Below are 22209 nucleotides of genomic sequence, written 5' to 3'. Positions count from 1 at the left end.
CTCCCCCCGGATTTTTTATTCCGATTCTATAACGGAAATAAAAATTTTTACCAATTCAGGGTCAAATTGACTTCCTGCATTTTTCTTTATTTCTTCTAATGCTTCTTCCCGGGTTAAAGCTTGCCGGTAAGGCCTAGCGCTCGTCATGGCATCAAAGGCATCTGCCAGGGCAAATATCCGGCATTCCAGCGGGATCTCTTCTCCTTTTAAACCCAGGGGATAACCTTTGCCATCCCATCTCTCATGATGTTTTAAAATAAGGTCGGCAATAGCTGCCAGATCAGGGGTAGAAAGAGCAATGCGGTAACCTTTTTCCGCATGCTGCTTTATTACCTCCCATTCTTCTTCGGTAAGAGGAGCATCTTTGAAAAGGATACTGTCCGGTACGGCAACCTTTCCTATATCATGAATCTCTGCCAGCAGGGAAAGATCATTCATCTGCTGGTAAGAAAGCTTCAATCTCTCTCCCATTTTGCGGCATATATCTTTAAGCCTTTCCGCATGTCCATAGTTTAAATAATCTTTTTCCGCCAGGGTAGCCATAAGGGCATGTAAAATACTGTGGCGCAAGCCGGCACGCCCCAGCATCTTGTTGCGGTACATAAAATCATCTGCCTGTTTGAATACCTGCTCTAAAGGTTCTTCCGGACTTAAAGCAGTAGCCGCTCCCAGGGAAGCCTTAATAGGCAGGGCAGGATGTTTTTCATTATAGGCATCAAAAGCCGCCTCTATCCTCTTTATTATGTTATCTGCCTCTTCTTTTCCTGTACCCGGCAGAATAACAGCAAATTCATCTCCCCCGATGCGGAAAACCAGATCAGAAGCCCGGAAAACACCCCTTAACACCTCAGCAAAGGCCTTAAGCATTTCATCTCCGATATTATGGCCCATAGTATCATTGACCAGTTTAAGCCCATCCAGATCGGCAATAATCAAAGTTATAGGATAATCCCGGCTTTTAGAAAGCCTTTTCATTTCTGATTCAAAATAAGCCCGGTTATAAAGCCCGGTAAGACCATCATGCAGGGACAGGTACTTGAGCCTTTCTTCATAGTGTTTGCGTTCAGTTACATCAAGCCCGGCTATGACGGCCCCGTTAATCCTTCCCTTTCCATCCCTTACCGGATGGGCATTTACCCTCCAGATGCTGCCATCAGCAAATTCTACTTCTTCCGCTGCCGGCACCCCGCTCTGCAAGGCTTTGGGTACCGGACAGCCGGGACATATACTATTTCTCCCTGCCCACACTTCATAACATCTAGCTCCCCACAGCTCCCCGACGCCTGCCAGCTCTCCGTCTAGAGAAGAACCAGTCTTTTTATTAGTCCATATTATATGCATATCCTGGTCTATAAGAGCCACCCGTTCGGTTAAGCTGTCCAGAATCATATTCTTTTCCGCCATCAGCCGGTTTATCTCTTCTTCTAAAATCTTGCGGGCTGTTATATCCCGCGTAAAATGCAGGGTAGCCTTTTCCCCTTCCCACTCGATAACCGCTGCATTATCTTCTACCCAGACCTCTTTTCCTTTTTTGTCTATTATCCGGAAAGCATAGACTAGTTTTCTCCGCCTGCCTTCCAGCAAATCCTGATAATCCCTGAGTAAATTTATAATATCTTCTCTATGAACAAAATACTTAAAGGGGTTTTCCACTACTTCTTCCCATCTATAACCGGCTTCTTCTATCAGCTTGCCGCGGGCAAATACCACCTTCCCCTTCTGGATAACAAATATAGCTCCCGGCGCACTAGCCAGCAGGGAATACCATTTTTGCTCATTTTTAATTATCCCCTCCTGCTGGTCCTGTATCTTTTCCAGCATCTGGCGGACAGAATTTGCCAGAGCACTTATCTCATCATCTTCGCTAAAGTCAGGGATTTCTATCTCCTCCCGGAAATCAGCCACATCCATATCTACTTTTCTTACTGCCCGGGTAAGTTTGTTTATGCGATCTACTATTTTTCTATTCAGCCAGTTCCATAAGAGATAAAAAGCCAGAACCATTATCCCCAGAAGTAAAAAACCATAGACATAGGCTACCGATATTAAAACCCCTGGCAGCCATCTGGCATAACTTATCTCCAGCAGCAACCCGTCTCTGCCGTTTATATCTCTTAAAACCAGATAGGAAACAGCCCTGGTTTTGCTAAAACTCTTAATGTAATACGGATTCCCCTCAGGCAAAAACCCGGAGTCCTTTAGCCCTGAGAGATCCGCGCTGTTAAGAGGAAGGAGCTTTAGATTTACCCCTGACCTTGCGGCCAGGTTTTGTAATTCCTCTTCTGTAAGCAAACGGCCAAATATAAGGTTTCCTGCAGCTGGCCCTTTTCCATCACTCTTTAAAACCGGTCGGGCAGCAAACAAAACAGGGCCCTCGGCAGTCATAAGCAATCCTTTTTGCCCTCCGGGAGTAGAAGATACATCCCGCAGGATTTCCTCAGGTATTGAAATATCTTCTTTTTTTATAAAGTCATATCCCCGGGCATAAACTTTTTTCCCGTCTTTATCCAGAAAAATAATATAATTTAGACGGGCATTTTCAAAAGTGCCGTCAAGCAAGTTTTTTTCCACATAATCCGCATTCTTCTCCTGTACAAAGCGATAGCTTTCATCCCATTCAGCTTCGTCATTTACCATTTTGTCCAGCACCTTTATCTCATTTTGCCAGATATAATAAACCCTTTTTATATTTTCCTGCACCAGCTCCTTTTCTACCTTATGGCTGATATTCCTCATGTATATCACAAAAACCGCTATAAAAACCAGCAGAGCCGTTATCAAAATTAAACTAAATCCCTTTAAAATCTGTTTTTGCACCGACATTATGATACCTCTCCCCGTAAACGCATAAAAACATCTCGTACACAAATTTAACTGCCGGATAATTTTTTATTATACGCATATTATTATAATAGATAAACAATATTTAATATATATTATTTCTTACTGAAATTTAGACATCAGAGTATACCGTATACATGTTTTTCGACAACCAGCCTGAGCATATTTTATCAGATACTGCTGACAATATCTTGTCACAAAACAAAACCTTCTTCTCTCCTCAGGAGGAGAAGAAGGCCATAGTTATCCTTGTTTAAAATAATCTTCTTTATTTTAATTTTTCCCTGAGTTTTTTCTCCACGGCCGGTGGCACCATAGTGCTTACATCCCCACCTAAAAGAGCAGCTTCTTTTACCCCGCTAGAGCTTATAAATATATATTCCGGCCTGGACATCACAAATATGGTATCTACATCAGGCAGCAGGTTTTTGTTCATAAAAGCCATAGTCGCTTCATATTCGAAATCTGAAACCGTCCTTAAACCTCTTATTATGGCACAGGCATTCTTCTTCCGGATATAATCTACCAGAAGTCCTGTAAAAGCCTCTACCTGTACATTGGGCAGATGAGAGGTGCTCTCCTTTATCATTTCTACCCTTTCTTCCAGGGTAAACAGGGCTTTCTTGTGGACATTATGCACCACTGCAATTATAATCTGGTCAAAAAGCCGGCTTGTCTTTTCCAAAATATCTATATGCCCTCTGGTTACAGGATCAAAGCTGCCCGGATATACTGCTAATTTCAAACTATTTACCCCCTTAAGCCTTAAAAAACATATAGTTAAATTATTTCTCCCCTTTTTCGTTTTTTCCTGCTTTACGAACATTTGTCATAATAGCAAGTTATGCTTTTAGCCTAAAAATAGCTTGACCGCATTTCCTGTCCATAATGTAAGGGGGTAAGGATAAATGCCTAAAAATACAGTTAAGAGCAAGCAGATCCAGAGAGCCAGCCGGGCAGAAGGCTCGATAGCCGGAAATGTTTCTTTAGGACTTTTTCCTATATACATGACTTTTACTACATTGAGATAGTAGTAAACTGATATCATACTCATCAAAAGCCCTATAAAAGCAAGCCAGACATATCCGGCTTCTACGGCACCGGAAAACAGGTAGAATTTACCTACAAAGCCGGCCAGGGGAGGAATTCCAGCCAAAGAAAGCAGGCATACGGTCATTACTGCAGCCAGAAAAGGCGACCTTTTTCCCAGTTCTCCAAAATCCTTTATTTCATTGCTTCCGGTATCATTTTCTACCTGAACAGCTACGGCAAAAGCTCCCAAATTGGCAAAAACATAGACCATACTGTAAAAAAGGATTCCTTTAAGCCCGTATTCATTGGCTGCTACCAGCCCTACTGCCAGATAACCGGCCTGGGCTATGCTGGAATAGGCTAAAAGCCGTTTTATATTGCTCTGCACCAGGGCTACCAGGTTTCCTATTATCATGGTAAGAGCCGCCAAAAGAGCTAAAATAAGCTGCCAGTCAAAAAATCCTAGCTGGAAGCTGGATATAAATACCCTTACCATCGCTGCCAGCCCCGCCGCCTTGGAGGCAACAGCCAGAAAAGCAGTTACATTTATAGGAGCCCCTTCATAGATATCCGGAGTCCACATGTGAAAAGGAATAAGGGCAATCTTAAAGCCAAAACCGGCTAAAATAAGGATAACTGCACTTATCAACGCAGGTTCCAGGGTTAAACGGCTCCCTATTTCACTCAAAACCGTAGTTCCGGTTAAAGCATAAACCAGGCTTATGCCAAAAAGAAGGATGCCGGAAGAAAGAGCACCTAAAATCAGATATTTTAATCCTGCCTCCTTTGAAGTTTCCCGGTTTAAGACATAAGCAACCAGAATGTAAAAGCTTATGGTCATCAGCTCCAGGGCAATATATAAAGTCAGAAGATCTCCTGCTCCTGCCATTATCATCATGCCCAGCACCGCAAAAAGCATAAATCCGTAAAATTCAGAAATGCGTCCGCTAAAATTTTTAACATAATTTGCCGAACTTAAGATAACCAGGATGGCCCCGGTTAGAAAAAGGATCTTAAAAAAACCGGCATAAGCATCAATTATATATATGCCATTGAATAATACCTCTTTATCTACTCCTATCTTTACTGCTAAAAATAAAACTGCTACAAGTCCAGCTACCGTCAGGGTCTGTACGGTTTTTTCCCCTTTGCCGGGAAGGATTACGGCCAGAAGAATGACCAGAACCCCCAGAGAAGCTGTTATTATCTCGGGAAGTAAAAGGCTTAGCATCTTTAAATCCCCCCTATCGTCAGCAGTTTAGCCTGGGCTAAAAGTTCCAGGGTGCCCTGATTTATAATATCCATAAGCCCGAAGGGTAAAATTCCGCCCAGAATGATAGCTGTTCCCAGAACTACCAGGGGAACCATCTCTACCCCTTTAAGGTCTGTAAGGCCATCCCATTTTTCCTGCCGGGGGCCAAAAAGCATAGTTCCCAGAGCTCTTAATATATAGAGGGCAGTAAATATAACCCCGGAAACAGCCAGAACGGTAATCACCTTATACTGGCTGAAAGCTCCGACAAATATAGTAAATTCGCCAATAAAATTTACCATGCCGGGAAGCCCTAAAGAAGCAAGCCCGGCTATCATAAAACCGGTGGCCAGGCGCGGCATCTGATGGGCCAGGCCCCCAAAATCATCAATATTGCGGGTATGGCTCTTTTCATAGAGGTTGCCGATCAGGGCAAAAAAGAGTGCCGCCATCACCCCGTGTCCAAACATCATCATAACCGCTCCGTTGATGCTTATAAGGTTTAAAGCCGCAATACCTATTAAAACATACCCCATATGGCTTACACTGGAATATCCCACAATGTATTTCAAATCCTTCTGGCTTATACAAATAAAGGCAGCATACAGCACATTGCCAATCGCCAGAATAGCTATAACCGGGGCAATTACCTGAGCCCCCGCCGGCAGGAGGTAAAGCCCGATCCTTATCAATCCATAGCCGCCTATTTTTTTCAGCACCCCGGCATGAATCATACTTACTGCCGTGGGAGCCCCGGCATAGCCGTCCGGAGACCAGGAATAAAAAGGGAACATGGAAAGCAGGGTGCCAAAGCCGATAGTCATAAGAGCAAAGACAAATATCTGGAAGCCCACATCATAATCCAGAGTAGCCAGATACATAAGGTCGGTGGAAGGTTTTCCCGTTAACAAATAAGATTTTACATAGAGGGATATAATCCCTAAAAGCAGAAACGCACTCCCGATCAAAAGATAGATGGTAAGCTTCATGCCTGCATATTCTTTGGTAACCCGCTTGCTGCTTCCCCACATTATAACCAGTATATATATGGGAATTACGACTACTTCATAGAAAAGGAAGAAAATAAAAAGGTCAGTAGTGATAAAGGTTCCCATTACCCCGCTGATAAGCAAAAGAAGCAGGGAGAAAAACTCTTTGGCCTGTTCATTTACCCGAAAGGAGGCAAAAACAGCGCTAAAGCCGATAAGGGTAGTAAGAAGAAGCATGGTAATACTTATGCCATCTACCCCCAGGGCATAGCTCACCCCCAGATCAGGTGTCCAGTTTATCCTTTCCACAAACTGCATTCCGCCTGCCTTCCGGTCATAAGTTATGAATATAAACAGGGATAACAGCAAACTGGGCAGGGTGGCCGCAGCTGCCGTATATTTTATCTCTTTTACCCTTTCCCGGGGCAGGACCATGATAAGAATTGCACCTATAATCGGAAATAATAATGTAAGTGTCAGCACAGGTATCTTGGCCATCTTTCTCCCCCTCTACCGCATTATTCCTAATCCTGCCAGCAACACAGCAGCAGACAGGATTATAATTCCGCCCAGCATATAATAGGCATAAGTCTGTACCTGTCCATCTTCCGTGTAACGCAAGGCTTTGCCCAAAGCACCAGTTATTTCTGCTGACAGGTCAACCAGACGGTTTATGATATTAATATCTATCCAGAACATAAGCCGCGCAGTTCCATCTACAAATATCTTTATAAACCACAGGTAGATTTCATCTATATAAAATTTGTTATATACCAGGGTGTAAACCCCGGAGAGCCTTTCTTTTACCCTGGCCGTAGAAACCATTTTTCTTGCATAAACCAGATAGGCAGCAATTATCCCTAAAACTCCAATTAATGCCGAAGTAACAGCCACCACCATTTCCGGTTCATGATGTGTTTCTCCTGCATAATGTACAAAATGTCCAAAGGGGTTACCGGTAAAAGGTGCTCCGATAAACCCGGCTACCACCGACATTAAAGCAAGTATTATAAGAGGGATGGTCATAACCAGGGGCGACTCTTTTACCTCAGCATGATGATGTCCCCTGGCATGGCTTTCCCCAAAAAAGGCAGTAAATATAAGCCGGAACATGTAAAACGCAGTTAAAAAGGCTACCAGAAGCCCAAGGACATAAAATCCGGTATAGCCTCCGGCATAAGCGCTGAGGAGTATTTCATCCTTGCTCCAGAAGCCGGCTAAAGGCGGAATACCGGCCAGAGCCAGAGCCCCGATAACAAAAGTCCAGGTCGTAACCGGCATCTTCCGGGAAAGCCCTCCCATATTTCTTATATCCTGCTCATGATGCAGGGCATAAATTACACTTCCTGCCCCTAAAAACAGGAGGGCCTTAAAGAAAGCATGGGTAGTCAGGTGGAACATCCCGGCGGTCATAGCCCCCAGCCCCATAGCCATAACCATATAACCCAGCTGGCTTAAAGTAGAATAGGCTAATATGCGTTTTATGTCATACTGGGTAACGGCTATAAGGGCGGCAAAAAGGGCAGTAAACCCTCCTATAAAAGCTATAACCTGCATAGCTTCCGGAGTAGCACTGAAGATGAAGAAAGCCCGTGCAATCAGATATACCCCGGCAGCAACCATAGTTGCCGCATGGATAAGGGCACTTACCGGAGTAGGCCCTTCCATGGCATCAGGAAGCCATACATGCAAGGGGAACTGGGCTGATTTTCCCACCGGTCCTGCTAACAGAAGAAGGGTTACCGTTACAAGGAGAGCGGTATTTGTATAATCTGCCACCTGGGGAGATAATTCTCCGAAATTCAGGGTGCCGAAAATTATCTGCACAAATAAAATGCCTAAAAGAAAGCCGAAATCCCCTACCCGGTTAGTGATAAAAGCTTTTTTAGCCGCTTCCCGGGCTGAGTTTTTGCCAAACCAGAAGCCAATCAGGAGATAGGAAGCCAAACCTACCAACTCCCAGAATACAAACATCTGGCCAAAGTTATTAGCTGCTACCAGGCCTAACATGGCAGCGGCAAACAGGGACTGATAAGCATAATAGCTGGCAAATCCCGGATCACCTTCCATATATCCCAGAGAATAAACCTGTACCAGAAAAGCTACCAGAGTTACGATAAAAAGCATAACTACCGTAAGTCCATCAACTAAAAGACCCATCTCTACCGTAAGCCCCGGCATCTTAAGCCAGGGAAAACTTATTTCATAATGGAGGGGTTGTCCCCCTTTTAGCATTCCTATTAATGTAACAACAGACAAGGCTAACCCGGTGGCTATGCTTATTATTGAAATAGCGGCAGAAATCCCGGGCCACTTGTGCAAAAATAATCCAATCAAGGCAAATACCAGTAAAGGCATAAGCGGAATAAGCCAGATATGCTGCAAAGTCCACTCAAACATTAATCTCCCCCCTTACCACTTCAGGATATTATAATCATCCAGATTAACACTCTTCTTTTGCCTTACGGCGGCAATAACCAGGGCCAAGCCTACTGCTACTTCAGCAGCAGCCACCACAATTATAAAAATACTAAAAAGCTGCCCCATTATCCCATCTCCGGCTATAAAACGGTTAGCTGCCACGAAATTTATGTTAACCGAGTTTAAAATAAGCTCAATTGACATAAGAACTGCCACCGCATTTCTTTTGGCTAAAACCCCATAAATTCCTATACTAAAAAGAATCGTACTCAAAATAAGGTAATGGGTAATCCCTATACTCATCTCTTTTCCTCCCCCCGGGCTAAAATAACGGCTCCGATTACTGCTGCCAACAAGAGAATAGCTGCTGCTTCAAAGGCAATTACATAATCACCCATGAGCATATAGGCAATCTTGCCTATACTATCTACAATTTCAGCCCCCTCTGTTAAATCCCAGGAAGTGCTGTAAATGGAAAGCGCGAGCAAAAAGGCAAATAAGCCTGAAAATAGAGCCGCCAGATATTTGCCTTTTTTATGGGAAGGATTGCTTTCACTCACATCCCGGCTCAAAAGAAGCATTACCGCAAAAATCATAAGGACTGATATAGCTCCCGCATAAGCTAAAATCTGGATAAGTCCGATAAAATCTGCACCCAAATAAAAGTAGATGCCGGCTACACCAATAAACGTCAGTACCAGGCATAATGCACTATGCACTATATTAGGCAGAGCTACTACTCCTAAAGCAGCAATTATCGTAAATGCTGCCAAAGCATAAAATACCAAATCAGATAACTGCATCTTTATCCCTCCTGCTCCTTTTTCTGCCCTTTGATTAAAAAGGCTTTAGCTACCTTGGCCGCTTTTTCCTTATCACTTACCATAAGCTCTGCCAGTTTTTTAATTTTACTTTCATCATCCCCCAGGATTTCCGAAAGTTTCAGGGCTTCTTCCTCGCTTTCTACTACTTTGCTTAAAGCCCGGGCCGGGTTTTTCTTTATGGCTGCTATCATGGCATTTACCCCTTTTAAAAGCTTATCTTCCGCTTCTTTTTCCGCTGATTTTTTTTCTCCTTCTTCTAAAGCCAGAAGTTCCAAACCGGTTAAGTCCGGCTCATAAACTGTTTTTATATCTTCCCGCTTAAAGGCTGCCCATTCAAAGTCATGGCTGAAATAAAGTCCATTGGTAGGACATGCTTCTACACAGAGATTGCAAAACATGCAATATTGATGATCTATGGTATAGCTGGTAAGGACTTTTTTCTTACTCTCCTTAAGCCTTGCCTCTGTAAAGCTTAAAACATTATTAGGACAGCTTTTAACACACATGCCGCATACAATGCATTTTTCCGGATTTAACATGAGCCGTCCGCGAAAACGGGGATAAAGCTTAGGCCTTTCTTCCGGATATTGTTCAGTTATCTTTCGTTCCCAGAGGTGTTTGAAGGTTATACCTAATCCTTTTAAAATTCCACTTCCCCACATTTTAATCACCAACCTTTTTATTTAAGAAAATGGAGTACACATCCGGTAACTACGAGATTAGCCAGAGTAACCGGTATCAAAACTTTCCAGCTAAAAGCCATGAGATGATCCATGCGTATGCGTGGTAAAGTCCACTTGAGCCAGAAAAATACGAGCATTATTATATAAGCTTTTATCGGCAGCCAGAGCCAGGAAGGAAGAAAAGGCCCCTTAAAGCCGCCAAAAAACATAATCGCCGTCAGAGCCGAAACTGCAAAAAGGTTAGTATATTCCGCCAGGAAAAACAGAGCCCAGCGCATACCGCTGTATTCGGTATAGGCACCGGCGGTAAGTTCCTGTTCGGCTTCCGGCATATCAAAAGGACCCCGGTTAAGCTCTGCAGTAGCGGCAATAAAATAAGTTATAAAGGCTACGGGCTGCAAAAATACAAACCAGATTTTATCCTGGGCATTAACTATGTCTGACATATTAAGCGAACCAGCAATCATGACTACTGCCAGCAGAGAAAAAACCAGCGGGATTTCATAGCTTATCATCTGAGCTACCGAACGCATAGCCCCCAGCAGTGACCATTTATTATTGGAACCCCAGCCGGCCATCAGGAGGGCAATCGTTCCCAGGGAACCAACAGAGATAAAGTACAAAACCCCCAGATTGAGGTCTACAATAGCCATGCCATCTCCAAAAGGAAGGACTACATAAAGCATGAGTGAAATGATTATAAAAACAATCGGTGCAGTACGGAAAATGATTTTATCTGTTTGGGAAGGAATTATATCTTCTTTAGTCAGCAGTTTTATAGCATCAGCAATCGTCTGAAATACTCCCCAGGGCCCAAGACGGTTAGGCCCTAAACGCAGCTGGATAAAGCCTGATATTTTGCGTTCCAGCCAGATAAGAATGATAATATTGACAGTTACGATACCTGCTATGCAGGCAAATTTTATTATGAGGAGTATAATTTCTGCCCCTAAAGCCGACATGCCCATATTTTCCAGTCCGTTTACAATGGCCCGGGCCAGGTCAACAAAAAAAGTTTCCGCTCCTTTCATCTACCAACTCTCCTTACCCGTTTTTATGGTAAAACTAACGGTCTGCCTCCCCTAAAACTGGATCCAGGGTAGCAATATTAGCAATAAGATCCTGCAGTTTGCCTCCCCGGGATATGAGAGGCAGGACCCCCAGGTTTATAAAGGAAGGTGCCCTTACATGCAGGCGGTAAGGTTTTTCTCCCCCGTCACTTACGATGTAGAAGCCTAATTCCCCTTTGGAAGATTCAATACGGTGATAGACTTCTTTTCCTTTTTCCGGTTTTATAACCCGGGGAACCTTAGCCTTTATTTCCCCTTCCGGCATGTCTTTAAGTGCCTGTCTTATTATCCTGGCACTCTCTTCAATCTCTCTTATCCTGACTACAAACCGATCCATGTTGTCACCTTTTTGTCCTACCGGTATGTCAAAAGCAAACCGGTCGTAAATGCCGTAAGGCTCTGCCTTGCGTATATCATAAGCTACTCCGCTGGCCCTTAAGTTAGGCCCGCTTACACCATAGGCAATAGCATCTTCTGCCGATAAAATGCCGGTATTTTTAAGGCGTGCCTGCAAAATCTCATTGCCGGTTAAAAGGTTATTGTATTCATCCAGCATATAAGGGAGGTCATCTAAAAAGCTTTTAACTGCTGGATAAAACTCTTCCGGCAAATCCTCATTGAATCCCCCTATACGCATATAGCTGGATATAAGCCTTTGACCGCTGGTCATTTCAAACATATCCATAATGCGTTCCCGGTCCCGGAAACAGTAAATAAGTCCGGTAGTAGCGCCTATATCAATAGCCAGACTGCCGATAAAAAGCATATGTGATGCAATACGGGAAAGCTCAGCCATAATAACCCTTATATATTCAGCTCTTTCCGGCAAACTAATACCTAAAAGCTTTTCTACTGCCTGACAGTAGCCCATAGTAGGAAGATGGGTAGCCAGGTAATCTAAACGGGAGTTATAGGGGATAAACTGGGTATAAGTACGGGATTCAGCTATTTTTTCTACCGAACGGTGCACATAGCCTAAATGTACTTTCAAATCTACTATGTGTTCACCATCCAGAACTGTTTCCGCATGTAATCCTCCATGTGTACTGGGATGCTGCGGCCCTACATTTATCGTTATAAAATCTGTTTCCAGCACAGGCTAACCCTCCTTTCCGCTTTAAGCCGGCTTATAATCCTTGCGCAGGGGATGTCCGACAAAATCAGCAGGAAGCAGTATCCGCTCCAGATTAGGATGTCCCCTGAATACAATCCCCATCAGGTCATATACTTCCCGTTCCTGAAAATCAGCGGCCGGCCATAAACTTACTGCTGAATCCAGTTCCGGCTTATCCCGATTTATATCAACCTTTATACAAACCTTTTCGTTTTCCGGAATTTTATAGATATGATAAACTACCGTAAACTTATCTTTATAATCTACAGCCGTAAGATTGGCCAGATAATTAAACCCATACCCTGTCTTAAGCAGCTTCAGCAACGGGAGCAAACTTCCCCCATCGTTAATCCGCAAAGTTAGAAATTCATCTTCTTCTATAGTAACTGATGGGAAATTTTTCCTGATTTCCTTTAGCAAGTCTCCCATCACTTTTTTCGCCTCCTATCTTTGGCCTAAAACTTTGGCCTTTAGTTCTAAAAGGCCATGAAACAGGGCTTCCGGGCGGGGAGGACATCCCGGCACATATACATCTACGGGAAGAAAAGTATCACAACCAGGCAAAACGCTGTAGCCGTCCTTAAAAGGCCCGCCACTTATGGCACAGTTGCCCATCGCCAGAACCCATTTCGGCTCCGGCATCTGCAGATAAACCCTCTGTACTACCGGCTTCATCTTTACCGTAACCGGCCCGGCCACGATAAGAAGATCCGCCTGCCTGGGAGATGCCCGAAAAACTTCGTAGCCATAGCGGGCAATATCAAAGCGGGCTGCTCCCGAGGCCATCATCTCAATAGGACAGCAGTTACAGCCATAGGAAAGCGGCCAGAAGGAATGAGCCCTGCCCCAGTTCCATATCTTTTCCAGGGTAGTTACAATGATATTGTTTTTTTCCAGCATCCTTACATCATGGTCTAATACCATTCCAAAGCACCCTCCTTCCAGGCATACAGCAAGCCGACCAGAAGTATAATCAAAAATATTATCATCTCAATAAAGGCAAAAAGGCCTAAACAATTAAATTTAACTGCCCAGGGAAACAAAAATATAGTTTCCACCTCAAAAGCAAGAAATACCAGGGCATAGAGAAAATAGTTTACCTTAAACCTCACCCAGGTCTTCCCTTTCGTATCCACACCACATTCGTAAGGCATCATTTTTTCCCGGTTGAAATAAGAACGGGGGCGAACCAGGGCTGCCAGCCCCAGAGCTGCCAGAGGGAAACTGATGGCAAGGAGAAAAAAAAGTCCTATAGTGGCATAATCTGTAAGCATACTATTCCTCCTTTTGCGGATAATAGGAAACAAAAGAGTACACTTTTGCATTTAATAATACTACAGCCGGTTTCATTATTCTATTTTTTTATTGTTAACATAATTTAAAATAATATTAAAAAAAGATTAACCGTCCATTAACAAACAAGCCAGCCCCTGTCATCATACAGGAGCTGGCTTATTAAAGCTAAACCGCTTTTCTTTAATAATTTCCAGCCTATTTTCTTTTTTAAACCTCTGCTGATGGGCCAACCAGCACTCATGCTTTTAGCCTCATCCTGGTAAGGTTAAATTTATTTAATCATAAACCTGCCTTTTTTACAATACACAATTTCAGGATAAGTCAAAAATTATACCATCACGATTATCATTTACATCTACTTGAATATCCCTTATTTTCACTTTTACCGATAAAATTTCTCCTAAAATAGCCTCCAGTTCACTTCCCCTTTCCTTGTACAAAAGATGGCGCAGATAGGCAACCAGCTGCCCGTTCTTGCCGCTGGCCAAAATACTCTGTTCCAGCAGAGTAAGTACCTCTATCGCCTTGACTTCCAGGCTCCCACCACCTAAAAAAACCTGTATATCACGCGGTCCTTTGCCGGTAGCTGATTTTAAAAAATAAGCTACCGCAGATTTTATCCTCTTTTCCAGTTCCAGCCTTTTCTCCCTTTCCAGACTCCATCCTTTAACCTCGGCCTGTTTTTTAAATCTTCTTCTCCATATTTCCTGAGCAGTATTTTCTAATACCTCCAGCAATTGGTTGGGATTAAGCGGTTTTACTATATATTTTACAATCCCTACATCGACCGCCTGTAAAATAGTCGGACTATCTGACAGGGCAGAAGCGATGATAAAAGCACAGTCCATCCCGGCTTCTCGCATTTTCCGGCACATGGTAATCCCATCCATAACCGGCATACGCACATCAACCAGGGCTATATCAGGCTCATGCAGTTTAGCCAGCTTTAGCCCCTCTTCGCCATTAACAGCCGTTATCAGCCTTCCTACCCTTTTTTTGAGGAAAAAGCCCAATTCTTCCCGGGTAAATTCCTCGTCCTCAACATACAGCACTTTGCATCTGCTCAACAAACTATCCTTGTAGGTTTCCATCTTCATGCCCTCCCCAGGCCGGTACTGCCAGTTGCATACACAAACCTTCTTCGGTATTATGCCAGCTTATTCTGCCTCCCATATGCTGCTCAATTATAGTTTTAGTTATATAGAGACCTAGACCTGTTCCCTTGCTTTTTTCTTTGGTCGTAAAGTAAATCTGGAAAATCTTATCACCTATCTCTTCATCTATGCCTCCACCATTATCCTCTATTTCTAAAACTGCCATCCCTTGCTCCCTGTAAATCCGCAAAACTATTTTTTTATCCCTGCGCAGGCTGTTTTTTAAAACCTCAAAAGAATTGTTTATCACATTAAATACCGCCTGAGCATACTGGTTAGCATATCCATAAGCACACACCATTTCAAGTCGGTTCAGTTCTACTTTGATATTATGAAAGCGCAAGTTTTCCTCCATCAGGTCGAGAACAGAAGTTACTGCTTCATAAACATAAAAAACTTCTTTCCGGCTGCGTGGATTTAAAAAATCCCTGAAATCTTCAATCGTACGGGATAAGTTATTTATGAGCCTTCTTGATTTCTCCATCGAAGCTGCCATAAAGGCCGGAGTCAGTTCGCCATTTTGATAGGCATCTTCTAAATTAGTAAGCACCAGCCCCAGGTTATTAAGAGGCTGCCGCCACTGATGGGCAATATTAGCCATCATTTCCCCCATAGCAGCCAATCGGGCCTGATGGATAATAAGGGCTTCTTTTTGTCTGTTTTCTTCCAGCTGTTTATCGAAAGCAGCCTTCAGCTCAGCCATAGTGCGGCGGGCTGTCAGATAAACCGTCAAAGCAAAAAGAGATAGCACAACCATTACCAGAGTAAATATATTGACGAGTTTTTGCCTTTGCCTGGCACGTTCTTCTTTTATACTCTCATAATCAAATATAAAATCGTTAATATTTATGTTATCGTGCACAAGGTTCAGGTTGCGCAAAGTAGTATACATATGTTCCCAGCGATAAGGGTTTATATTACCTATCTGCACCACTGGATAAAGGGTAAAATCTTTTACCTTTTCGGCCTGAAAAAGATTAAACTCCAGTATCTCCTGTTTATCTTCCGCCAGGGGATAGTATTTATCCACTATATATCTGCTTACTTCTTCCGGATGATTCAAGGCATATTCCCAGCCCTTAATACTGGCACGGCGAAATTTTTCTACCAGTTCCGGATTAGTTAAAGCCAGGCTTCTGCGGGTAAAAATGGTGTCGCCATAAAAATCTATCCCGTAATCAATCGGCTTTATCCGCTTAAGTTTTACCCCTTTTTTTTCCGCATAATAGCTGATAGCTCCCAGATACCCCGGAACCACATCAAACTTTCCCATCACCAGGTCTTCAACTTGAAAATTGCCTACATGGTTGCAAAAAGGGAATACTGACGGATCAATCCCTTCCCTTATAAGCAGAGCCTGCAGTTCAATATCCAGCAAATCATCCCGCCGACGCGCAATTTTAAGCCCGGCCAGGTCAGCCGGAGAACGGTAAGGAGTATTTTCCAGCATAAAAAATTCCGTAGGGCTGCGCTGAAAAATAGAAGCTACCACCATAAAGTCTGTCTTTTCATCTTCCGCTATAAGGATATCAATAGCTCCTATGCCAAAATCTGCTCTTTTACTTGCTACCTCTTCCGGTGCATTTAAAACCTTGCCTTCAGGAGTAAAGGCAGATCTTATCTCTACATCCAGTCCTTCTTCTGCATAGTAGCCCAGAGCCTGAGCCATATAATATCCGGCAAACTGAAATTGATGCTGCCATCTAAGCTGAAGAACTACCTTTTGCGGCTCTTCTGCCTTCCCCCTAACCGGCAGCATGAATAAAAACAGAAGCAGCAAACTCATAAAAATTTTCAATTTTGACCTTTTTTTATCCTTCATTTTCATCTTCCATAAAAAGCGCCATATTTTAATTGATTTAAATTGTATTAATTTCGACATTATTGTCAATAAGTCACGAGATATTCGGCAAAACGAAAATTCTCTCTTGCACATTTCGTTCTGTCGTGCTTTAATAAAAATAAGTAATTAGATATTTTAAATGCTGGCGGGAAATCGAAAATCCTCAGGGATTAGTCGATTCCTGGCTCATAATCGTTTTGATGTAAATCTAACAAGGCTGACAAACGTTAAAGAGAACTCCAAAAAGTTCGGCTTTAACCAGGTCAGTTTTAGGGAAGCAAACTTCCCTGAAACTGGCCTGGTTTTTTTTGGTGGCTAAAAAACAAAAAGGAGGGGATATAAGAAAATTTAATCTGGCCAAAACTTCTATCCCACAATAAATTAAAATTTTAAGGAGGTTTTTTATGGCTGATGTAAAAACCATGCGCGATCAAGAACTCATTTATCAGCTAGACGGTAAACCCTCATTAGGAGTAGCTATTCCGCTTGGTATGCAGCATGTACTGGCTATGTTTATTGGTAATATTGCTCCTATAATAATCATCACTAATCTTTTAGGCATTCCTCAGGAACAAAAGGTTATCATGCTGCAATGTGCTATGATTTTTGCCGGTCTCGTTACTCTGGTGCAGATCTATCCCATAGGCCCAGTAGGAGCACGTCTTCCCATAGTTGTCGGTACCAGTTTTGCTTTTGTCCCTTCGGCTATCGCTGTTGGTAAAGCCTATGGTATAGCTGCCATACTGTGTGCATCATTCATTGGAAGTTTTGCTGCCCTTCTGCTCGGAATATTTATAAAAAACCTGCGTCGTTTCTTCCCTCCTCTGGTTACCGGTACGGTTCTTATCGCCATTGGGCTTTCGCTTATGCCGGTCGGGGTAAACTATTTTGCCGGCGGAGTAGGCAAACCTGATTACGGTTCTCCGGAAAATCTGCTCCTGGGATTCATCGTCCTTATCACCGTAATTCTCTTACAGCGCTTTGCTAAAGGCATTTTAAACGTTGCCGCCATACTCATCGCCCTGGTTTTAGGTTATCTCATAGCTATTCCTATGGGAAAAGTCGATTTTAATGTAGTAGCCCAGGCCGCCTGGATAAGTTTTCCCCGTCCCCTTATGTTTGGCTTCGAATTCCACCTGGATGCAGTTATCAAATTTGCCATCGTATATTTAATCGTAGCCTTGGAAATTATAGGAAATCTCTCAGCTATAACCTTCGTAGCCGAAAATCGTGAAGCCAACGAAAGAGAAATGGGCGGAGCTATAATAGCGGATGCCTTGGGAAGTGCTCTGGCTGCCCTCTTTAACAGTATGCCCCTTAACTCTTATGGGCAAAACGCAGGTATAATAGCTCTTACCCGGGTAGTAAATCGCTTTGCCGTAGCCACCGGAGCTATATTCCTTATTCTAGCTGGTATTATCCCCAAAGTAGGTGCCGTAGCTGCAGCTATGCCTCCTAGTGTATTAGGGGGAGCAGTTATAATCGTATTTGCCATGATTATGATAACCGGCATGAAAATGATCGCCAGTTCGGGCTTTACTCCCCGCAACACCACGATCCTCGCTATTGCCTTCGGAGTAGGCTTGAGTTTCAGTTTTGTACCTGCTGCAGTTGAGCATATGCCTGGATTCCTTAAAGCCTTTTTGGAAGACGGTGTAGTAGCAGCTGGAATTTTAGCCTTGATTTTGAATGCCGTTTTCCCTGAAGATAAAAAAGAAGCTGCGGTAAAAGTTGAAGCTGCTGCCCAAACTGCTCACTAAACATTTTACGGCAAAGGAGGGATTCTTTTGCTTAATATTCAAGAATATGTGGCACCAAATTCATTGGAAGAAGCATATCAATACCTTATCTCCCAGAAAGGTGCTACCCTTTTAGGGGGATGTGCCTATCTCAATCTGGGAACCAGAAATATACCCCTGGCTATTGATCTTTCGCGAACCGGTTTATCGTATATAAGAGAAAATGAAGACACTATCGAGTTAGGAGCGATGACAACTTTTGGCGATGTTGAACATTCAGCAATTTTAGCCCGTTATTTTAACAATATTTTAGCCCTTTCCGTACGCGATATTGTTGGCATCCAGCTGCGCAACCTGGTAACCGTAGGCGGGACAGTTTATTCCCGCTACGGTTTCTCAGATTTCATTACTGCCTTACATGTTCTCGATACCCAGGTGAAATTGTATAAACAGGGGATATTTGATTTGGAATATTTTTTGGAAAACGGTTCTAAAGAGCCAGACATTCTAGAAAAAGTCATCATCAAGAAAGATAATCGGCAAGCAGTATTCAAGGCTATGCGCAATTCGCGTGGAGATTATGCCATCTTAAATCTGGCTTTAGCCAGAATAGGAGATAAATTCAGGATAGTGGTAGGTGCCAGGCCAGGCCGGGCTGCTTTGGCTCTCAACACCATGGAATACTTGAATAATGAATACGCCCAGAAACGTGAATTGTCCCCTGAGATATTGAAAAACGCGGGTGAAATCATAGCCGAAGAGCTGAGTTTCGGCAGCAATGGACGCGGGAGCAGTGAATATCGCAAAGAGTTGGCTAAGGTTCTCTTAAGAAAAGCAATACAGGAGGTGATATAAAGTGGTGGTTAATCTTAAAATAAACGGCCGTCATTACACACTGGATGTGCCTCCTGATGAGATTTTGCTCACTACGCTCAGGAATTTGGGTTTTAACAGTGTGCGTCAGGGTTGTGATACCAGCACCTGCGGGGTATGTACCGTTCATGTTGATGGCAAAGCAGTCTTATCCTGCACTGTTCTAACCTGCCGGCTTGATGGACATGAAGTTACTACTTTAGAAGGGGTAGAGGAAGCTGCCGAAACTATAGGCAGGTTCCTGGTAGAAGAAGGGGTAGAACAATGCGGCTACTGCAGCCCTGGTTTAATAATGAGTATTCTCTACCTGGAAAAATGCGTTCCCCAGCCTACTGATGAACAAATACTGCACTATTTAAACGGTAATCTGTGCCGTTGTTCAGGCTATGAAGGACAGCTCAGAGCTATCAAAAAATATCTGGAGGTGAAATACGGTGCGGGTAGTAAACAAGCCATTTAACAAAATTGACGGTATGAGCCTGGTTAAAGGCAAACCTCTTTATACAGACGACCTTTGTCCTCCCAGCGCCCTGGTAGTAAAAGTTCTGCGCAGCCCGCACGCCTTCGCCCGGATAAAAAGGATAGATACTTCAGAAGCGGAAAAACTGCCAGGGGTAGAATGCATATTTACCTATCAAAATATTCACCGCAAACCTTTTACTCGGGCCGGACAATGTCATCCGGAATTATCTCCTTATGATAAATTTCTGCTGGATGAATATGTGCGCCATGTTGGAGATGACGTAGCTATAGTAGCTGCCGTTGACGAGAAAACAGCTCTTAATGCTTTAAAACTTATAAAAGTAGAATACGAAGTCTTAAAACCGGTGCTTGATTTTGAAACAGCGGAAGAAAATCCAGTACTTGTGCATCCGGAAGATGATATTTTTGCCCACCTGCCCGTAGGATTTGATCCTAAGCATAATGTAGCCTGCCGGGTTAATTTTGCCTTAGGCGAGGTAGAAAAAGTGCTGGAGGAATGTGAAGTAGTAATTAGCCGCACCTATAAAACCCAACCCCAGGCACAAGCTATGATGGAAACCCAAAGGGCTTTCTCTTATCTTGACCCTTACGGCCGCCTGGTCGTAGTAGCCTCCACGCAAATCCCTTTTCACGCCCGACGCATACTGGCCAATGCCCTGGATATACCGGCCAGCCAGATCCGGGTAATAAAACCTAGAATAGGGGGAGGATTTGGGGCCAAACAAACTGTAAATGCCGAATTTTATCCCGCCCTGGTCACTTTAAAAACAGGCAAACCGGCTAAAATAGTTTACACTCGCAGTGAAGTATTTAATGCCACTACCACCCGCCATGCCATGAAATTTACGGTAACTATCGGAGCTATGCGGGATGGAAAAATAAGAGCCATAGATGTAAAAGCCCTTTCCAACACAGGAGCTTATGGCGAACATGCAGAAACTACGCTGGGAGCTGCTGGTAAAAAAGTCCTTCCCCTTTACAATAAAGTAGAAGCGGTCCGTTTCAGCGGAACTGCTGTCTACACCAACATGGTACCAGGTGGAGCCCTCAGAGGTTTTGGAGTAACCCAGGGAACTTATGCTCTAGAATCAGCTGTAAACGAACTGGCAGCCGAACTTAATATGGATCCCACCCTTATAAGGGATATAAACATGATAAAAAAAGGGGAAACTACTCCTCTTATCAACATGACTACCAAAGGGGCCGGTCCTGATCCGATGTATATGGACAGCTGTATGCTGGATTACTGTGTAAAAAGAGGAAAAGAACTGATAAAATGGGAAGAAAAATATCCTAAATACCAGGTAAGTCGGACTAAAGTCAGAGGGTTAGGTATGGCTATTGCCCAACAAGGTTCCGGCCTTCCCAATATTGATATGGCAGCCGCTACCATAAAGCTTAATGATGACGGTTTCTTTAACCTGCTGGTAGGAGCAACTGATTTAGGTACCGGTGCCGAAACTATCCTGGCCCAAATCGCAGCCGAAACATTGGGAGTAGATCTGGAGCAGATTGTGGTCTACTCTTCCGATACAGATGCTACACCTTTCGACACCGGGGCTTATGCCTCCAGCACCACTTACACTACTGGTAATGCTGTCATTGAAGCCGCCGTTAAAATGAAAGAAGAAATAATTAAAACCGGTGCCCTTTATTTCAATACCCAACCGGAAAAAATAATTTTTGACGGTAAATACATCATCTGCTCGGCTACGGATGAAAAAATAAGCCTGGCTGATTTCTCCAAAAAAATAACCTACAACCTTCTTCATACTCAGCTTTCTACCACCGGTTCTTTTGTTCCTAAAAAGCAAGCTCCTCCTTATATGGCCGGATTTGCTGAGGTAGAGGTAGATTTAGAAACCGGTAAGGTTGAGGTAGTAGAATTTGTAGGCATTGTGGACTGTGGAACCCCTATCAATCCTAAACTAGCCAGGATCCAGGCCGAAGGGGGAATCGTTACCGGCATCGGCTTAGCCCTTTATGAGGAAGTAAGGTATGCCTCCAACGGCAAACTAGTAACCGATAATTTTATGGATTATAAAATTCCTACTCGTAGAGATATAGGTAAAATAACCGTAGAATTTGCTCCGGGTTATGAAGATACCGGTCCTTATGGTGCTAAATCAATTGGCGAAGTAGTAGTAAATACAGTAGCCCCTGCCATAATGGATGCCATATACAATGCTTGCGGTGTACGCATAAGAGAACTTCCTGCAACTCCAGAAAAAATCTGGCGTGCTTTAAACTGCTAAAGAGGCGGCCTTCGCCGCCTCTTCAGGTTTATTTCAGGATATGGTTAGCTATTACTATTCGCTGAATCTCATTGGTCCCTTCATAAATCTGGGTTATTTTGGCATCCCGCATCATGCGCTCTACCGGATATTCCCGGCTATAACCATAACCACCAAGGATCTGCACTGCTTCTGTCGTAACCCACATGGCAGTATCGCCAGCAAAAACTTTAGCCATGGCGCTGGCCTTGCCATAAGGATATCCGTTGCTCTCCAGCCAGGCTGCCTGATAGGTTAACAGCCTGGCGGCTTCTATTCTAGTTGCCATATCAGCCAGTTTAAACTGAATGGCCTGCTGCTG

Annotated in this window: 20 protein-coding genes; 4 read left to right on the top strand and 16 right to left on the bottom strand. The window is 43.5% G+C overall.

Going from position 1 to position 22209, the window contains the following annotated elements:
• Positions 1-15: 15 nt before the first annotated feature.
• The 15 genes from BUB92_RS11240 to BUB92_RS06745 form a co-directional block, all read right to left on the bottom strand.
• Positions 16-2823, bottom strand: a complete 2808-nt coding sequence (locus BUB92_RS11240; protein WP_084728384.1) for an HD domain-containing phosphohydrolase — start codon at positions 2821-2823, stop codon at positions 16-18.
• A gap of 286 nt (positions 2824-3109) precedes the next feature.
• The gene (gene coaD / locus BUB92_RS06810) at positions 3110-3586 is read right to left on the bottom strand and encodes a pantetheine-phosphate adenylyltransferase (protein ID WP_073091963.1); all 477 of its coding nucleotides are present in this window, start codon (positions 3584-3586) and stop codon (positions 3110-3112) included.
• 105 nt (positions 3587-3691) lie between these two features.
• On the bottom strand, positions 3692-5104 hold the full coding sequence (locus tag BUB92_RS06805) for an NADH-quinone oxidoreductase subunit N (protein ID WP_073091960.1): 1413 nt from the start codon (positions 5102-5104) through the stop codon (positions 3692-3694).
• Between the two features lie 2 nt (positions 5105-5106).
• Positions 5107-6612: a complex I subunit 4 family protein gene (locus BUB92_RS06800; protein ID WP_073091957.1), complete on the bottom strand. Its 1506-nt coding sequence runs from the start codon at positions 6610-6612 to the stop codon at positions 5107-5109.
• A gap of 12 nt (positions 6613-6624) precedes the next feature.
• The gene (gene nuoL / locus BUB92_RS06795; protein ID WP_073091954.1) at positions 6625-8514 is read right to left on the bottom strand and encodes an NADH-quinone oxidoreductase subunit L; all 1890 of its coding nucleotides are present in this window, start codon (positions 8512-8514) and stop codon (positions 6625-6627) included.
• A gap of 12 nt (positions 8515-8526) precedes the next feature.
• A complete protein-coding gene (gene nuoK / locus BUB92_RS06790; protein WP_073091951.1) occupies positions 8527-8838 on the bottom strand; it encodes an NADH-quinone oxidoreductase subunit NuoK in 312 nt (103 codons plus the stop codon).
• Positions 8835-9338: an NADH-quinone oxidoreductase subunit J family protein gene (locus BUB92_RS06785; protein WP_073091947.1), complete on the bottom strand. Its 504-nt coding sequence runs from the start codon at positions 9336-9338 to the stop codon at positions 8835-8837. Before BUB92_RS06785 ends, nuoK begins: the two co-directional genes overlap by 4 nt.
• 2 nt (positions 9339-9340) lie before the next feature.
• Positions 9341-10021 (bottom strand): NuoI/complex I 23 kDa subunit family protein, encoded by a 681-nt coding sequence (locus BUB92_RS06780; protein WP_073091944.1) that lies wholly within the window; start codon positions 10019-10021, stop codon positions 9341-9343.
• A gap of 17 nt (positions 10022-10038) precedes the next feature.
• A complete protein-coding gene (nuoH, locus tag BUB92_RS06775; protein ID WP_073091941.1) occupies positions 10039-11073 on the bottom strand; it encodes an NADH-quinone oxidoreductase subunit NuoH in 1035 nt (344 codons plus the stop codon).
• A gap of 34 nt (positions 11074-11107) precedes the next feature.
• On the bottom strand, positions 11108-12205 hold the full coding sequence (locus BUB92_RS06770) for an NADH-quinone oxidoreductase subunit D (RefSeq protein ID WP_423230202.1): 1098 nt from the start codon (positions 12203-12205) through the stop codon (positions 11108-11110).
• Positions 12206-12229: 24 nt separating this feature from the next.
• Positions 12230-12655, bottom strand: coding sequence for an NADH-quinone oxidoreductase subunit C (locus BUB92_RS06765; RefSeq protein WP_073092004.1), 426 nt, complete (start codon positions 12653-12655; stop codon positions 12230-12232).
• 15 nt (positions 12656-12670) lie between these two features.
• The gene (locus tag BUB92_RS06760; protein ID WP_073091936.1) at positions 12671-13150 is read right to left on the bottom strand and encodes an NADH-quinone oxidoreductase subunit B; all 480 of its coding nucleotides are present in this window, start codon (positions 13148-13150) and stop codon (positions 12671-12673) included.
• The gene (locus BUB92_RS06755; protein WP_073091933.1) at positions 13141-13500 is read right to left on the bottom strand and encodes an NADH-quinone oxidoreductase subunit A; all 360 of its coding nucleotides are present in this window, start codon (positions 13498-13500) and stop codon (positions 13141-13143) included. Before BUB92_RS06755 ends, BUB92_RS06760 begins: the two co-directional genes overlap by 10 nt.
• A gap of 333 nt (positions 13501-13833) precedes the next feature.
• Positions 13834-14613, bottom strand: a complete 780-nt coding sequence (locus BUB92_RS06750) for a Na-translocating system protein MpsC family protein (protein ID WP_073091931.1) — start codon at positions 14611-14613, stop codon at positions 13834-13836.
• Entirely contained in the window at positions 14594-16498 is a 1905-nt protein-coding gene (locus BUB92_RS06745) for an ABC transporter substrate-binding protein (protein WP_073091928.1), read from the bottom strand. Before BUB92_RS06745 ends, BUB92_RS06750 begins: the two co-directional genes overlap by 20 nt.
• Positions 16499-16923: 425 nt before the next feature.
• On the opposite strand from BUB92_RS06745, the gene BUB92_RS06735 reads away from it, so the two are divergent.
• From BUB92_RS06735 to BUB92_RS06720, 4 genes are read left to right on the top strand one after another with little or no spacing between them, the layout of a single operon-like run.
• Positions 16924-18279 (top strand): uracil-xanthine permease family protein, encoded by a 1356-nt coding sequence (locus BUB92_RS06735; protein ID WP_143156886.1) that lies wholly within the window; start codon positions 16924-16926, stop codon positions 18277-18279.
• A gap of 27 nt (positions 18280-18306) precedes the next feature.
• Positions 18307-19113, top strand: a complete 807-nt coding sequence (locus tag BUB92_RS06730) for an FAD binding domain-containing protein (protein ID WP_073091924.1) — start codon at positions 18307-18309, stop codon at positions 19111-19113.
• Position 19114: 1 nt separating this feature from the next.
• Positions 19115-19591 (top strand): (2Fe-2S)-binding protein, encoded by a 477-nt coding sequence (locus tag BUB92_RS06725; protein WP_073091921.1) that lies wholly within the window; start codon positions 19115-19117, stop codon positions 19589-19591.
• Complete coding sequence (locus tag BUB92_RS06720; protein ID WP_200774222.1) at positions 19566-21869, top strand: xanthine dehydrogenase family protein molybdopterin-binding subunit; 2304 nt, start codon at positions 19566-19568, stop codon at positions 21867-21869. The genes BUB92_RS06725 and BUB92_RS06720 overlap by 26 nt, the downstream gene beginning before the upstream one ends.
• A 28-nt stretch (positions 21870-21897) precedes the next feature.
• On the opposite strand, the gene BUB92_RS06715 is transcribed toward BUB92_RS06720, so the two are convergent.
• Positions 21898-22209: acyl-CoA dehydrogenase family protein (locus tag BUB92_RS06715; protein ID WP_278280504.1), on the bottom strand; the 312-nt coding region annotated here is incomplete at its 5' end.

This window comes from Thermosyntropha lipolytica DSM 11003, from assembly GCF_900129805.1.
Taxonomy (GTDB): Bacteria; Bacillota; Syntrophomonadia; order Syntrophomonadales; family Syntrophomonadaceae; genus Thermosyntropha; species Thermosyntropha lipolytica.
The sequence above is the reverse complement of the archived record's forward strand: the minus strand, read 5'-3'. Positions and strand labels throughout refer to the sequence as shown.